Annotated in this window: 13 protein-coding genes and 1 pseudogene; 4 read left to right on the top strand and 10 right to left on the bottom strand. The window is 38.2% G+C overall.

Annotated elements, in window-relative coordinates:
* The first annotated feature begins 125 nt into the window (after window positions 1–125).
* Window positions 126–1,772: an alpha-keto acid decarboxylase family protein gene (locus A5866_RS00925; RefSeq protein WP_086444634.1), complete on the top strand. Its 1,647-nt coding sequence runs from the start codon at window positions 126–128 to the stop codon at window positions 1,770–1,772.
* Window positions 1,773–1,865: 93 nt separating this feature from the next.
* Window positions 1,866–2,324, top strand: coding sequence for an S-ribosylhomocysteine lyase (locus A5866_RS00920; protein ID WP_086444635.1), 459 nt, complete (start codon window positions 1,866–1,868; stop codon window positions 2,322–2,324).
* 53 nt (window positions 2,325–2,377) lie between these two features.
* Here the strand turns inward: A5866_RS00920 and A5866_RS00915 are convergent, their stop codons facing one another.
* Window positions 2,378–3,196 (bottom strand): ZIP family metal transporter, encoded by an 819-nt coding sequence (locus A5866_RS00915; protein ID WP_086445528.1) that lies wholly within the window; start codon window positions 3,194–3,196, stop codon window positions 2,378–2,380.
* Between the two features lie 160 nt (window positions 3,197–3,356).
* Between A5866_RS00915 and spxB the strand changes: the two genes are divergently transcribed.
* Entirely contained in the window at window positions 3,357–5,084 is a 1,728-nt protein-coding gene (gene spxB / locus A5866_RS00910; RefSeq protein ID WP_086444636.1) for a pyruvate oxidase, read from the top strand.
* Between the two features lie 107 nt (window positions 5,085–5,191).
* Here spxB and A5866_RS00905 read toward each other — a convergent pair whose 3' ends face one another.
* From A5866_RS00905 to A5866_RS00895, 3 genes are all read right to left on the bottom strand, one after another.
* Complete coding sequence (locus A5866_RS00905; protein WP_086281640.1) at window positions 5,192–5,446, bottom strand: YtxH domain-containing protein; 255 nt, start codon at window positions 5,444–5,446, stop codon at window positions 5,192–5,194.
* 97 nt (window positions 5,447–5,543) lie between these two features.
* Window positions 5,544–6,143, bottom strand: a complete 600-nt coding sequence (locus tag A5866_RS00900) for an alpha/beta hydrolase (protein WP_086444637.1) — start codon at window positions 6,141–6,143, stop codon at window positions 5,544–5,546.
* Between the two features lie 124 nt (window positions 6,144–6,267).
* The gene (locus tag A5866_RS00895) at window positions 6,268–7,209 is read right to left on the bottom strand and encodes a helix-turn-helix transcriptional regulator (protein ID WP_086444638.1); all 942 of its coding nucleotides are present in this window, start codon (window positions 7,207–7,209) and stop codon (window positions 6,268–6,270) included.
* 84 nt (window positions 7,210–7,293) lie between these two features.
* Between A5866_RS00895 and A5866_RS00890 the strand changes: the two genes are divergently transcribed.
* A complete protein-coding gene (locus A5866_RS00890) occupies window positions 7,294–7,740 on the top strand; it encodes a VOC family protein (protein ID WP_086444639.1) in 447 nt (148 codons plus the stop codon).
* A gap of 85 nt (window positions 7,741–7,825) precedes the next feature.
* On the opposite strand, the pseudogene scrK reads toward A5866_RS00890, so the two are convergent.
* The 6 genes and pseudogenes from scrK to A5866_RS00860 all read right to left on the bottom strand — a co-directional run bounded on the left by scrK (window position 7,826) and on the right by A5866_RS00860 (window position 15,874).
* Window positions 7,826–8,700: pseudogene (scrK, locus tag A5866_RS00885) on the bottom strand (fructokinase ScrK).
* A 54-nt stretch (window positions 8,701–8,754) separates the two neighbouring features.
* A complete protein-coding gene (locus A5866_RS00880) occupies window positions 8,755–9,795 on the bottom strand; it encodes an aldose epimerase family protein (protein ID WP_176332566.1) in 1,041 nt (346 codons plus the stop codon).
* Between the two features lie 312 nt (window positions 9,796–10,107).
* The gene (locus tag A5866_RS00875) at window positions 10,108–12,738 is read right to left on the bottom strand and encodes an HAD-IC family P-type ATPase (protein WP_086281645.1); all 2,631 of its coding nucleotides are present in this window, start codon (window positions 12,736–12,738) and stop codon (window positions 10,108–10,110) included.
* Between the two features lie 198 nt (window positions 12,739–12,936).
* On the bottom strand, window positions 12,937–13,206 hold the full coding sequence (locus A5866_RS00870) for a type B 50S ribosomal protein L31 (protein ID WP_069654216.1): 270 nt from the start codon (window positions 13,204–13,206) through the stop codon (window positions 12,937–12,939).
* Between the two features lie 98 nt (window positions 13,207–13,304).
* Window positions 13,305–14,597 carry a transcription termination factor Rho gene (gene rho, locus A5866_RS00865; protein ID WP_086281646.1) on the bottom strand — a complete coding sequence of 431 codons (1,293 nt, stop codon included), beginning with the start codon at window positions 14,595–14,597 and terminating at the stop codon, window positions 13,305–13,307.
* Window positions 14,594–15,874: a UDP-N-acetylglucosamine 1-carboxyvinyltransferase gene (locus tag A5866_RS00860; RefSeq protein WP_086444640.1), complete on the bottom strand. Its 1,281-nt coding sequence runs from the start codon at window positions 15,872–15,874 to the stop codon at window positions 14,594–14,596. Before A5866_RS00860 ends, rho begins: the two co-directional genes overlap by 4 nt.
* Between the last annotated feature and the right edge of the window lie 209 nt (window positions 15,875–16,083).

Genomic DNA, 16,083 nt, shown 5'->3' with positions numbered 1-16,083 from the left:
TGTTCGGTAATACATTTCAAATTGTTTTTTAATGCCTTTCTTAGGATCTGTGCAACTTAGTCGACTAATTTTTTTTACAGATTTATACTGTCTTAGCAAGAAATTTTTTTGAAGAGGATGATCAGATTTACACTGTAGCGGATTATTTATTAGACCGTTTAAAAGAATTAGGCATCGATGAAATATTCGGTGTCCCTGGCGATTATAACTTACAATTTTTAGACCATATCACTGCCAGAGAAGATCTTGAATGGATCGGAAATGCGAACGAATTAAATGCCGCATATATGGCTGATGGTTACGCCCGTACTAAAGGAATTTCAGCATTTGTGACAACTTTTGGTGTTGGAGAATTAAGTGCTGTCAATGGTTTAGCGGGCAGCTTTGCGGAAAATGTACCTGTTATCGAAATTGTCGGCTCACCTACAACAGCTATTCAAGCAAATAAAAAACTTGTTCATCATACTTTAGGAGATGGTGATTTTCTCCGTTTTGAAAAAATGCATGAAGAAGTAACCGCAGGCATCGCTCACTTAACAGCAGACAATGCCTTAACTGAGATCGATCGCGTTTTACTGATTGCGATAACCGAAAAACGGCCAGTTTATATTAATTTGCCAATCAATATTGCTACAATCACAGTCAGCAAACCTCAAAGTAAGTTAAACTCGCAACCAGAACAATTAACCGTTGTTGAAGCCGCCATTCTAGCCAAAGTGGAACAGGCCTTACAACAAGCTCAACGGCCGGTTATCATTGCAGGGCATGAGATTTTAAGCTACCATATAGAGCAGCAATTAGATGCCTTTATTCAAAAATTTAACCTACCGATTACGACGCTACCACTGGGAAAAAGTGCTTTTAATGAAGATGATGCCCATTATTTAGGCACATACACTGGTTCAACAACAGACGAACCCCTTAGAAGCCGTGTTGACACAGCTGATTTAGTGTTACTTTTAGGAGCAAAATTGACTGATTCCGCAACTTCCGGCTTTAGTTTTGGCTTTACCGATCAGCAAATTATCTCAATTGGTAGTACCGAAGTCTTATTTTATGGGGATCAACAAGAAAAAGTCCAGCTAGATCATTTTGTTTCTGCCTTAGCCACACTCTCTTTCTCCAGATTTACAGGGGAAATAATTCCAGTAAAACGAACCGAAAACCTAGCCATAGCCGACGAAAACTTATCACAAAAACAGTTCTGGAAAATGGTGGAAGAGTTTTTGATCTCTGGTGATACGATCATTGGCGAGCAGGGAACTTCTTTCTTCGGTTTAACAAATGTGCCGCTAAAAAAAGCCGTACATTTCATTAGCCAACCTCTATGGGGCTCGATTGGCTATACCTTTCCCTCTGCTTTAGGGAGTCAACTTGCAAATAAAGCCAGTCGCCATCTATTATTTATCGGCGACGGTTCATTGCAATTAACCGTTCAAGAACTAGGAACTGCTATCAGAGAAAAACTTGCACCGATCGTTTTTGTAATCAACAACAACGGCTATACAGTTGAACGGGAAATCCATGGTGCCACAGAACAGTACAATGATATTCCAATGTGGGATTATCAAAAACTACCTTTCGTCTTTGGCGGAACCGAACAAACTGTTGCAACGTACAAAGTTTCCACTGAAATTGAACTTGATGAGGTCATGAAGACCGCAAGAAACGATACAGAAAGAATGCAATGGATCGAAGTAGTGATGGATCAAGAGGATGCACCTGAGTTATTAAAAAAATTAGGAAAGATCTTTGCCAAACAAAATGCTTAAAACATCGATCATGCTACCTGAATCTATTGACATTCCAAGGTATTTTGTTATAGTTAAAAGCGACATTTACTTAATTTGAAGGAGTGAATACTTATGGCACGTGTTGAAAGTTTTGAATTAGATCATAACACCGTTAAAGCGCCTTATGTTCGTTTAGCGGGTACTGAAAAAAATGGTGAGGCTTTGATCGAAAAATACGATCTACGTTTCTTACAACCAAATGAAGATGAATTACCAACAGCTGCAGTTCATACCTTAGAGCATTTATTAGCAGTGAACTTACGTGATCACTTAGAAGACATCATCGATATCTCACCTATGGGTTGTCGTACTGGTTTTTATATGATCATGTGGAACCAACATTCGCCAAAAGAAATCCGCGATGCTTTGGTAAAAGTATTGAACTTTATCGCTGAGACAGATTTCGTTCCAGCAGTATCAGCAAAAGAATGTGGCAACTATAAAGACCATTCTTTATTTTCTGCACAAGAATATGCGAAGATTGTTTTGGAAAAAGGGATTAGTTTAGATCCCTTTGAACGAATCTTGTAAAATAAGTTCCCAAAAAAAACAGCCAACCTTAATGAGTAAGGTTGGCTGTTTTTTTAGCCTAAAGCTACATCTAAAATCATCATAATAATAAAGCCCAGCATCAAACCAAAAACAGCAAAGTGCCGCTCACTAGTCACAGTCTGTTGCGCCTCTGGGATCAATTCTTCAACGACTACGTAAATCATTGCACCTGCGGCAAATGCCAAAGCATACGGCAACAATAATGTCACTTTGGTCACTAAAACCGCACCGATAATTCCTGCAATCGGCTCGACAATACCTGAAGCTTGTCCATAAAGAAATGCTTTTTTCCGGCTTAAATTTTCTTGTCTTAATGGAATCGAAACAGCTGCACCTTCAGGAAAGTTTTGAATACCGATTCCCAACGCCACAGAGATGGCCGCAAGTACCGCTTTTTTTGGGTCATCAGCTGAATTTGCAGCACCAAAAGCCACCCCAACAGCTAACCCTTCTGGAATATTATGCAATGTAATAGAGAATACTAATAAAATCGTCCGTTTTAAATGACTAGGCAGACCTTCTTTCTCATGGTTTGGACCAAAATGCATATGAGGTAACGTTTTATCTGCAATGTATAAAAATAAACCACCTAAGCCAAATCCAAAACTAACAACTAGCCATGCAATACTGCCATTTTCTTCTGCTTGTTTGATTGCAGGATCTAATAGTGACCAAAAACTAGCCGCAATCATCACACCGGCCGCGAAGCCTAACATCATATTAAGAATATCTTTTTTGATCTCTTTAAAGAAAAAAACTAACCCAGCGCCCAAAGCTGTCATAAAATAAGTAAAACCTGTCCCCACTAATGCCTGCTGCCAAGCTTCTAAAGATAACAGCCAACTCGTTATGATGAACACCCCATCTTCCTCAAACACTTTTCTTTCCTTAACTTTATCACACCAATGATTTTATGACCACGCCTAAAGTGAAAAATGCTTTCATTTGGTGCAAAAATCTAGAAAGAGTATACTTTATATAGAAGGAAAATTAAGAAAAGGAGTGAGCAAAATGACAGAAACAATCAACGCTGCTGTTGCAATGATCAAAGTCTTAGAAAGTTGGGATATCGACCATATATATGGAATTCCAGGTGGCTCCTTCAATTCCACCATGGATGCCTTATACCAAGAAAAGGAAAAAATCAACTATATTCAAGTTCGCCATGAAGAGGTCGGTGCACTAGCGGCCGCAACTGATGCTAAACTGACAGGAAAAATCGGTGTGGCTTTTGGTTCTGCTGGTCCTGGTGCAACTCATTTGATCAATGGATTATATGATGCTCAAATGGACCACGTTCCTGTTTTAGCACTTTTAGGCCAAGTAGCTACAAGTTCTATGAATTACAATTCCTTCCAAGAATTAAACGAAAACCCAATGTTTGCTGATGTTAGTGTTTATAATCGAACTGTTATGACCCCAGAAAGTTTACCGCATGTTATTGATGAAGCAATCAAAGCGGCTTATAAAAACAATGGTGTTGCAGTGGTCACGCTCCCTGTTGATTTTGGGACAAAAGAGATCCCTGTTCAAGACATTTCAACTGCTAAGAATCATCGAACTGGTTTAGTCATGCCACATTACACCGATCTAAAAAAAGCCGTCTCATTGATTGAAGTTGCGGAAAAGCCAGTTCTTTATATTGGACAAGGAACCCGTAACGGTTGGCCTGAAATCCAAGCCTTTTCTGAACATTTTTCAATGCCGGTTGTCTCCGCTGTTTTAGGTAAAGGAATCGTTCCTGATGCATATGAAAATTTTCTTGGCTTTGCTGCTCGTGTTGCAACTAAACCCGCTAATGAAGCCTTAGCTGAAACGGATTTGATCGTATTTGCAGGTAGTGACTTTCCTTTTGCTGCTTATTTCTTCAATCCTAATGCTAAATTCATCCAAATCGATATCGATTCGACTAAATTCGGTCGTCGGCATAAGACAGATGTTGCCATTTTAGGTGATGCTAAAGAAGCCTTAAAACGAATGGTCGAACTAGGTGAATCCCGTCCAGCCGATCGTTGGTTAAAAGCCAATCAAAAAAATAAGGTGAATTGGGTCTCTTGGTTAAGAAGCTTTAATGACAACGCAGATCAGCCACTTCGAGTGGAGCCTGTGTTTAAAGAAATCCGGCGAATTGCTGACAAGGAGGCAATTTTTGTTACAGATGTCGGCAATACTACAATCCATGCGATTCGGCTTTTAGAGATGAACGGAAAACAAAAATTCACAACTTCTGGTTGGTTCGCTACAATGGGCAACGGTGTGCCTGGAGGAATTGCCGCTCAGCTTAGCTATCCTGATCGTCAAGTCTTCACCTTAAGTGGCGATGGGGCTTTTGCCATGGTCATGCAGGATATCATCACCCAAGTAAAATACAAATTACCAATCATCAACGTAGTCTTTTCAAATGACTCCTTTGGCTTTATTGAAGCAGAGCAAGAAGACAGTGAACAAAAGAAATTCGGAGTCTATTTAGAAGGAGCCGATTTTGGCAAAGTTGCTGAAGCACTTGGGGCTCAGGGCTTTACTATTACTGAATACAGCCAATTGGAACCAGCTTTTGAAGCTGCTAAAAAAAGCCTGCGCCCAGTTGTGATCGATGTAAAAATTAGAAATACTCGTCCTTTACCTGTCGAAGAATTAGTGTTAGATCCTGAAAAATTTAGTGAGAATGAAATCAATGCGTTTAAAGAAAAATACGAGGTTCATGATATGCCCGTTTTGAAACAACTATTGAAAAACTAAAAAAGTGTGTGAACCAAAAGTGAAAATCACTTTTGGTTCACACACTAAATACGAATACACGGTGGGAGCAGAAGGAAAACCTTCTGCTCCCGCCTCATGTTTATTTTTTATTTATCATCATGTTTATGGAATTTTTCTTTGATATCTTCAAAGCCTTCTTTGATTTTGTCGCCTAATTTTTCAGCGCCTTCTTTGATATCATCACCGGCATCACGAGCTTTGTCCTTAACATCGCCAAAAGCTGATTGCGCTTTGCCCTCAAGTTCTTTGCCTTTATCATCTGTTACTTTACCTTGAACTTCTTTTGCTGTTCCTTCAACTTTGTCTTTTGCATCATCAAAGCGTCCATTTAAATCTGCCATGTGAAAATCCCTCCTAGTTAATTTATACTACATGACTAGCATAACATCATTTTAAACTTGCTACAAAAGATTCGCTTTGCTCTTAATAACTTACTATTTAATGTTCACTCAACCATTTTTTAGCCTGATTGATTTCATCCATTGTTAGTTGATGCCCTGTACTTGTTGACGTAATCGTGAGGTTTGCCTGACGTTTTTCTAGCTGTTGAATTAACTGATCAAACGCTTCTGCCGAAATGATCGGATCGTTTTCACTGATCGATAGCCACAGTTTCTTTTCAGAGAGTGAGAATTTTTGTGTATCTACACCTAAAGACATTGGGTGAAACAAAATGGCTTGCTTAATCGCAAAATGACGTTCTAAAAGCATGTGAGCTGCGATGTTGGCGCCATTTGAATAGCCAACAATGGTCCAATCTTCTACTGATATCTTTTTTTCTTCACTGACAGATAGGATCATTTGCAGCAGTCGATCACTTTCAGCTTCCAGACTAACTAAGTCAAATTGATTTAAACCATTCCGTTTGAAAAAACGATTCATTCCAGCTTCTTGAATTGTTCCACGAAAAGACAGCACGGTTGCTCCTTCATCTAAGTAATGAGCAATCTCTAGTAATGACGTTTCATCGCCACCGGTTCCATGAAGCAATAATAACTTTTTCCCTTGCGCTTGACCTTCTTCAAATATGTACTGCATGTTCAACCTCATCCTTCCAATTTAACTTTAGAATCATCCTTTTATTATTTGTCAGATGCTTACTTTTAGTAAGCAATAATATCATTTTAACATGTTTGCTTGTATTTGTCCTCTTCAGACAACTTTACAGCTGTTGCCAATAATCAGCGATAGCAATGGCTCTTTTTAAAATCCTCTTTTGTAAGTGGAGCGGTTCGATCTGGAGAACTGATTGACCAAACTGAAGCAAATAGTCCATGATAAAGTCTTCCTCATTCGCTTGGTACTGACCACTAATGAGATAATTTTTCTGGTAGGGTTCGATTGTCATAGATGGATAATGTCCCTTTGAAAAGATATCCTTACCTTTTTCATCAACTTCAATTGAAAATAAACGTAATGGAACTTTTTGATAAAAAGTTGCGGTTTCTTTTAATAGCTCTTCTAGCAGTCTTGGTTCAAAAGCATCTGTTTCAGCTAGCTCTTGGATTTTATCACAGCGAATCACTCGAATTTTTTTGGTTTCCATGTTCCAGATTTTAGCGTACCATTGGCCAAATTTAGAAGAAAGCTGGATAAATTGAACTGTCATCGACTGTTGTTCTTGATTTTTCAGGTAGCGTATAGTAAAAACCGTTTCGCGAAGGATACCTTTAACGATGTCTTTTAAAAACAAACTAGTGTTACTATGATTGATTTGTTCAAGAGAGATGATTTTGTTCATTAATAAAAGTTCTTGTTGCAGTTTAGTTGGAAGAACCTGGTTATATTTTAATTCAAGCGTAGTAACTTCCACGTTAAAAGGTGTAGATCGATAACTTTTTAGCGTTAATAAGGCGAAATATAAGGCGTAAATTTCACCTTCCGTGAATAGACCCGGCGCAATGATTCGAGTATCCAATAGTTGATATTTTCCGTATCTACCAAGCTCTGAATAAATTGGCAATCCGATTTCTTCAAGGGACTGTACATCTCGTAATGCAGTACTTTTTGAAATAGTATATCGATTCATTAATTCTTTTAAATTGAAACTATTTTTATCCGCTAGAAAAAGGATCATATCATTAATGCGTTCTGCTTTTTTCATAACGCCTCCTATAAGTGTCATATTATGATACCTTTAAACAGTATACTAAACGTGTCAAGAAAATAAAAGAAATGAGGAATTTAGATGACTTTAGAAATTGCTGTATTTTTATCAATGAATGGACGTGCTGGAGAAGCTTTAGCTTTTTATAAAAAGCATTTAGATGCTAAAGAATTATTCGTCGTAACCTATGAACAGATGGCTAAAAAAGACCCTAGCTTTCAGGTAACAGAAGAAACGAAACACTTTCTCTCGCATTCTGTTTTACAAGTTGGTAAAAACAAGATTATGATCGCAGAAAATTCAATGGATCCTAAAGAAACATTTAGGCTTGGCAATAATTTTTCTTTATGTCTTCAAAGCGCTGATTTAGCTGAAATACAAACATTTTATTCTAGCCTAGTCTCAGATGGCCGGGTAAAAATCATCACTTCCTTGAGTCAAAATGTCTTTAGCGGAGCCTACGGTATTGTTGAAGATCCTTTTGGTATACAGATCCAGTTAATGCACGATAAGCGGTTAATGCTTTAATTTATCACTACAGCTAAAAATAAAAAAGTAAGCAGCTATGTGATTGTTCGCCATAGCTGCTTACTTATGTTTTGCTACTATTTTTTTATAATTTCTGTAGTTCATTTTTAGCTAATGCTAAACATCCAATCGTTCCTGGATCATCTTCTAATGCTGGTGTTACGATATATTGTTCCAACGGTGGTATTTTTACATATCCATTGACCAATTTCTCAAATTCATGATGGACCTTTGGCAACATATGGCGTTGTTTCATCACGCCGCCACCTAAAATTATCACATCTGGCGCAAGCATCAAGGTTGTGTTATAAGCTGCCTGAGCAACATAATAAGCTTCAATAGTCCAAATCGGATCATCTTCAGCTACTTCTTGTCCTTTTTTCCCAGCCCTTTTTTCGATTGTAGGACCTGCCGCCATCCCTTCTAAACAATCACGATGAAATGGACAGCTTCCTTCAAATGAATCATCTGGATGACGTTTTACGATCATATGTCCCATTTCAGGGTGACTAAACCCTTCGATAAAAGAACCGGTTTGAATGGCACCAGCACCTACGCCAGTCCCAATTGTATAATAGACACAACTAGATAATCCCTTACCAGCGCCCGCCACATATTCTCCATAAGCTGCTGCATTGACATCCGTTGTAAAAGCAATCGGTATATTAAATTCTTTTTTCATGGCACCAACAATATCATAATCCTGCCAAGCTAATTTCGGAGTAGACGTAATCTGACCATAAGTTGCTGAATCTTTATGAATATCGATTGGTCCAAAAGATCCGATCCCAATTGCTTTTAAGGGGTATTTCTTAAAAAAACAATCACCAAAGCCATCGTTTCCTCAGGTGTTGTCGTCGGAAAGCTGACTCTTTCAATAATATCAAGTTGGTCATTCCCTATGCCGCATACAAATTTTGTGCCGCCTGCTTCAATACTTCCTAAAAACTTCTCTGTCATTTTGGTCACTCCTAAATATAGTTTATCCTTCAATTGAGTATGAACTTGATACTTTTACTTAATTTTAAATAGGGTTCGACTTTGATAGGGGTTTTCTGGACGTAATAGAATATCACCAAATCCTTCAAATTCAACAGCTCCTGGGCTAACTTGGGTTTCCAACGTAATCCCACCATGACTGACTAATTTTTGCCCTCGAACCTCTGGCCCATTATCACCAAATTGTGCTGTAAAAATCACAACTGCCGGGCGATCCGTGTACATTTCAACCGTCAGGTCCTTTTGTGGTGCTATAATCATTGCTTGTGCCTGATCAAAACCAGTCTGATTCAAAATAAACGGATGATCCAATCCACCTACTAAACGATTTTGCTCATAGGCTGTCTGAAATACCTGCTTCATGCTCTGCGGCTTTCTAAAATCAAAAGGCGTTCCTGTAACTGAGCTCAGTTCACCCGTAACGGTTGTATCGTTAGCAACTACAGCGAATCGGTCGGCATCAACAAATAGCGAATGTTGATCAACGGGTTGCGTGACATCCCCAGTTAAATTGAAATAAACATGATTCGTTGGGTTATAAAGCGTTGGTTGATCTGTTTTAGCATAGTAATCTAGAATCCATTCATTATTATTAGTTAGTGTATACGTCACACGTGCTTGTAATTCTCCTGGAAAACCATTCTCTCCATCAGTACTCAGATAAGAAAATAATACAGAAACTTGTTCATTGGTTTCTGCTATCTCCGCTTCCCAAATCCTTGACTCAAAGCTTTTTGAACCACCATGCAAAGTATGACCATTTTCTGGAGAAATCGGTAACTGATAGTTATGCTCATCTATTGAAAACGAGCCATGCTTGATTCTTCCCGCAACCCGCCCAATCGTTGCGCCAAAATACATATCTTTCGCCACATATTCTTCCGCAGAATCAAAGCCTAAAATAATATTGCGTTGCTCTCCCTTAACTGGTACGATCAACTCAACGATTCTAGCACCTAAGTTCGTGACTTTCATCGTCAAACCATTATCATTCGTAAGCGAATACAAAATAGCGTTTTCTCCAAATTTTTGATTACTAATATTCAATACTGTCATCTCTCTTTCGTTTGAAATCAATTTTTCAATTGAGTAACTAAAACTATTTTATCATCTTTCACAGCATTAATTTCTTTAAGCTTCATTTTAAACGACTTTTGTTTAGATTTACAATTTTTTTGTCACGTTGCACTTATAACAACTAATAACTTTCCTCCCCTAAAACCCTAGATGACTTTTTTTATTTTTAAACAAACAATAGAAAAGAGCGAAACAAAACTAAAGATCAGTTTTGCTTCGCTCTCTATACCTGAATAAACAATAGTCACAGTTCGCTGGGCGCTAAACACTTCAGCTTAGCTTCGTTAAATGTTATGATTTTTTTAATTTTCGTGTAATCAATTTTTCAAGCTCGACAACTATAAACACAACAACTCCAGAAAGTAAGGCCAATTTTATATACGGCCAACCGATCGTTGCTGTTCCGAGTGCTAGATGTATGATCGGTGTATAGATCAACAAAGCTTGCAAAATGACTAGAATTAGCAAGGACAACCACAATACTTTATTTGCCAATATACTTTTATTGATCGAAAATCGATAAATTTCCCGACAATTAATCATATAGAAAACTTGACCAAACACGATTGTAGTAATCAATGTCGTTTGCATAACTGCTTCTGATGCATGGCGACCTTCTAAAAATCCATTGACTAAAAAACCTAAAGCAGCTAATAAAAGTGAGACGTAAACGATACGAAAAACAGCATATCGATCTAAAATGTTTTCCTTTGGATCACGAGGTGGCTGATTCATGCCATTTTTTGCTAACGGTTCAAACCCTAAAGCAAAGGACAATGTGATTGTAGTCACCATATTCAGCCATAAAATTTGGACAGAGGTCAACGGTAGTGGTCTATCTAATAACAAGGAAACAACTACTAACAGACCTTGCGCAAAAGCCGTTGGTAAAGAAAAATAAATTGTTTTTTTCAAATTCTCGTAAACGCGTCGACCTTCTCTAATCGCAACAGTGATCGTTGCGAAGTTATCATCTGCTAAAACCATATCAGCCGCATCTTTCGTTACCTCTGTTCCTTTGATTCCCATAGCGATACCAATATCTGCTTGTTTAAGCGCTGGAGCGTCATTGACGCCATCTCCAGTCATCCCGACAATTTGCCCATTGCTTTGAATAGCGTTAACTAAACGTAGTTTATGCTCTGGTGTTGTTCTAGCATACACATCGTTCGATAGAACAACCTTTGCTAATTCTTCATCACTAAGCTGTTCAATGTCTTGGCCTACTAAAGCATTTTGATAGTTTTCAAGACCAATTTCTTTGGCTATGGCCACTGCAGTATCTTTGTGATCACCTGTAATCATTTTTACTGAAATACCTGCTTGTTGACTGATTCGAACGGCTTCGATCGCTTCTTTTTTTGGAGGATCGATGATCCCAAATAAACCAGCCAGGATCATGCCACTGTGTAAATCTTCGTGGGCAAGTGTTGTTTGTGCTTGCGTGACTTCTTTAAAAGCAGCCGCTAAAATTCGTTGTCCTTTTCTTGCTTGTTGGCTGATTTTTTGCTGCCAATAGTCTTCATCAAACGTTTCCGTATTATCATCAGAAAGTTGATAATCGACCATATTTAGCAAAACATCTGGCGCACCTTTTAAATAAATGTAACGTTTACCTTGAATATCTACTAGTGTCGCCATATATTTATACGTTGAATCAAACGGAATTTTACTAATATCATGCTCTTCTTCTACAAGAGCCATATGATTAGCCCAATCCAGTAAAGCACCTTCAGTTGGATTGCCGATCACTTCTCTCACGCCATTTTTATACGTAATTTTTGTATCATTACAATACGAAGCGATTTCTGCCATTTTTCTCAAGGACTTATCTTGTTCAACTTGACGCATAGTCTCTGATTCAGCACCATTGACGGTGGTATCGATCGTTTCTTTTGATGTAACAAGTGCTACAACTTCCATCTCATTTTTTGTCAGCGTTCCAGTTTTATCAGAACAGATGACGCCCATGCTGCCTAATGTTTCAACAGCTGGCATCTTTTTGATGATCGCGTGTTGACGGGCCATTCTGGTGACACCGACTGATAAAATAATAGATAATACAGCCGGTAATCCTTCCGGCACAGCTGAAACAGCTAAAGCAATCATTGAAGAAAGTAATTCACTAGCCGATAGATCCCGGAAAAATAAACTGAACAGGACCAGAAAAATGATCAAAGCTATTAAAAATAGAAAGATTTGTTTATTTAACTGTTTCATCTTTTTGATCAATGGTGTCTCGTTACTACCTACATTTTTCAAATGCTGATTGATCTTTCCAATCTCAGTTTGATCACCAATTTGAACCACGATCCCTTTACCCGTTCCACTATTGATCAAGGTACCTGAATAAGCCATATTGGTGTGATCACCTAAATCTGCATCTTCTTGAAGTGTTTGATTATTTTTCTCAACAGGCGTTGACTCACCAGTTAACATCGCTTCATCAATCACTAAATTATAGGCTTCAATTACGCGAAGATCTGCTGGCACAATATCACCTGGACTTAAATAGACAATATCGCCTGGAACTAAAGTTTCTGCTTTAACCGTTTCTTTTTCACCTTCCACTAATACAACTGCTTCTGAACTCATCATTGAAGTGAGACTTTCTAAAGAATCGGATGCTTTCGCTTCTTGGACATAACCGATAATCGCATTAATGACTACCACCAATAAAATAATCGACATATCAATAAACTGACTACTGACCCCTTTTAAGATAGCTGATACAAGCAATACATAAATCAACAAATCATGAAAATGATGAAGAAATTTTTGCAGCTTGCTTGTTTCTTTTTCTTTTGAGAGTGTATTACTGCCTTCTTCTTGTTTCTTTTTTCTCAGAGTTCTGTCGAGTCCATTTAAACCTGATTTTAGTGTCGTTAACACTTGCTCGGTTGTCATTTGATACCAGTTCATAACATCTCCTCCTCAATAGTGTCGAAATACTTTATTAAAGTGTACAAAACTAGAGGAATAATTCATAACAAAAAGCCCTTGTCTTAACGAAAATGCTAAAATCTCTTCACTCATTGACCGCAACTCATTGAAATAGGTCCATAAAAAATAAGACCCCACTCATAAATGAGTTGAGTCTTATCAACATTGCTGTTTGAATTAACCTTCTGGGTTGGCGTTGGCATCTTTGATACCATACTTTTTGTTGAAACGGTCCACACGTCCGTCTGCTTGTGTAAATTTTTGACGTCCAGTATAGAATGGATGAGAGTCAGATGTAACTTCGACACGGATTACTGGGTAAGTGTTTCCGTCTTCCCACTCAGCTGTTTCATCAGAGTGCTTAGTAGAACCTGATAAAAACTTAAAGCCTGTAGTTGAGTCCATAAAAATTACTGGGTGATATTCTGGATGGATATCTTGTTTCATAGTCTTTTCGCTCCTTTGCCCTGATCCATTTGCTGCATCAGAGTTTATTTGTCGATATACAACAGTACTATAATAGCATGATTCGTTTATCGATGCAATTATCTTTTAACATTTTTTTTGGCTTGTCTCCCAAAGGAAACATCATGAAATTCTTCAAAGAATTTCTGGTTGTTTTTTGTTTTGCGTAAGAATTTGACGAATTGCTCGGTATATTCTAAAGAATCACCCGTCATATGGTTACGTAATTTCCATGTTTCTTCTAACTGTTCAGCAGACATTAATAAATCTTCTTTACGTGTACCCGATTTTTTGATATCGATTGCAGGGAAAATACGGCGATCTGCTAAGTCACGAGATAAGTGCAACTCCATATTACCCGTTCCTTTAAATTCTTCGAAAATAACATCATCCATACGACTTCCTGTATCCACTAAAGCTGTAGCAAGAATCGTTAAACTGCCGCCCTCTTCGATATTTCTAGCAGCACCGAAGAAACGTTTTGGTTTGTAAAACGCTGCTGGATCGATCCCGCCGCTAAGTGTACGTCCACTAGCTGGGATCACTAAGTTATACGCACGCGCTAAACGCGTAATACTATCCATCAAAATCACCACATCGCGTTTGTCTTCAACCAAACGCATCGCTCGTTCTAAAACCAATTCGGAAACTCGTGTATGATTTTGTGGTTGCTGATCAAAAGTTGAAGAAACTACGTCACCATTGACACTACGTTCTAAATCAGTGACTTCTTCTGGTCGTTCATCAATCAAAAGAAGGATCAATTCTACATCAGGATAATTTTCTGAAATACCATTGGCAATTTCTTTTAAGACACTTGTCTTCCCTGCTTTAGGTGGTGCTACGATCAAACCGCGTTGACCAAAACCAACAGGAGAAAAAATATCGATCATGCGTGTCGATAATCTACCAGGAGTTGTTTCTAATTTGATTTGTTTTTCGGGGTAAAGCGGTGTTAAGGCTGGAAAATGCGGGCGTTCTTTTGCTTCTTCTGGATCTTTCCCGTTGACACTTTCAACATGCATCAACCCATAATAACGTTCAGACTCTTTAGGTGGACGTGCTTTTCCTGCAACTTTATCACCATTTCGTAAGCCAAAACGACGAATTTGAGAAGATGAGATATAGATATCTTCTGCACTCGGTCCGTAATTGATTGGTCGTAAAAAACCATAGCCATCCTGAGAAACAATATCAAGGATTCCTTCCATGAAGAAAAATCCTTGTTTCTCAGCTTGTGCGCGAATAACAGCTAGAGAGAGTTCTTTTTTATTCATTTGACTATAATAAGGGATCTTGAATTCTTTAGCATAAGAATAGATATCTTTCAATGTACTATTTTCAAGCTCCGCCATCGTTAAATAGTCACTCATTTAGCCACCTCGATTTCTTCTTCCGTTTCGATCATTTGAATATCTGCACCAAGTGCCGTTAATTTTTCAATAATGTGGTCATAACCACGTAAAATGTATTCTACATTATAAATTGTTGTAGTCCCTGTAGCCATCAAGCCAGCAATCACTAAACAAGCACCTGCTCTAAGATCTGAAGCTACTACTTCGGCACCATGGAGCTGCGTTGGTCCATTGATGACGATCATATTACCTTCGATCGACGCATCTGCACCCATCCGCACAAGTTCAGGAATATGTTTTGTTCGTTGTGCATAGATACTATCAATCACTTCGCCAGTCCCTTTAGCTTTCATCATCAAAGGTGTGATTGGTTGTTGTAAATCAGTTGCAAAACCTGGATAAGGATAGGTCTTAACGGTTGTCATCTTCAAATCATGAGATGGATGAACTTCGATCATATCTTCTTCGATCGTCATCTTAACGCCCATTTCTTGTAATTTAGCAATGAAACTTTCTAGATGTTCGTAAATGACATTACGAACTTTTACTCCTTCACCCATTGCAGCAGCCAGAGCTAAATAAGTCCCTGCTTCGATTCGATCCGGAATAATCGAATGGCGGCAGCCATGCAGCGTCTCAACACCTTCGATGCGGATAATATCGGTTCCAGCACCACGGATGTTGGCACCCATATTATTTAACAACGTTGCAACATCAATGATTTCTGGTTCACGAGCAGCATTTTCAATGATCGTTTTGCCCTCTGCCTTAACAGCTGCTAGCATCACATTGATTGTTGCGCCAATTGAAACCATATCCATGAAAATTCTTGTTCCCTGAAGTCCCTCTTCAGCTCTTAAGTACATCGCACCATGTTCATTCGTTACTTTTGCACCAAGAGCTTCAAAGCCTTTGATATGAAGATCAATTGGACGAGGCCCTAAATAACAGCCACCAGGTAAGCCAACAACACCTTCGCCAAACTTTCCTAATAATGAGCCCATAAAGTAATATGAAGCACGTAAGCTATTGATTTTGCCTTTTGGCATCGGAACAGAAACGATTTCGGTTGGATCGATAACGAGTGTATTGTCAGTAAAGGTTGTTTTAGCACCCATGATTTCTAAAATTTCAATTAATGAATGAACATCTTGAATATCAGGTACACCATCTAATGTTACTGGTGAATCAGCTAAGATCGCTGCGGGAATCAATGCTACTGCACTGTTTTTTGCTCCGCTGATAGATACTTCTCCTGTTAATGGACGATTACCATTGATTACGATTTTTTTCATTTATTATTCTCACCTATCTATGTAAAACAAAAAGTTTTATTTTTTTTGTAATATACCCAAACTATTCTAACATATTAAGGAACAATAAAAAAGCCAACAGCCATTCGCATTTGCTTGTTTTTCATCATTTATTCGTTTTTATATCATTTTAGCGGTAAATAAAAGGAAACTTGCCTATAAAAATCGCTGAGCAACAAAAATCTTAAAAT

It is taken from the genome of Enterococcus sp. 12C11_DIV0727 (assembly GCF_002148425.2).
Taxonomy (GTDB): Bacteria; Bacillota; Bacilli; order Lactobacillales; family Enterococcaceae; genus Enterococcus_L; species Enterococcus_L lemimoniae.
Note: the sequence above shows the minus strand (reverse complement) of the source record. Positions and strands in the feature narration are given on the sequence as shown.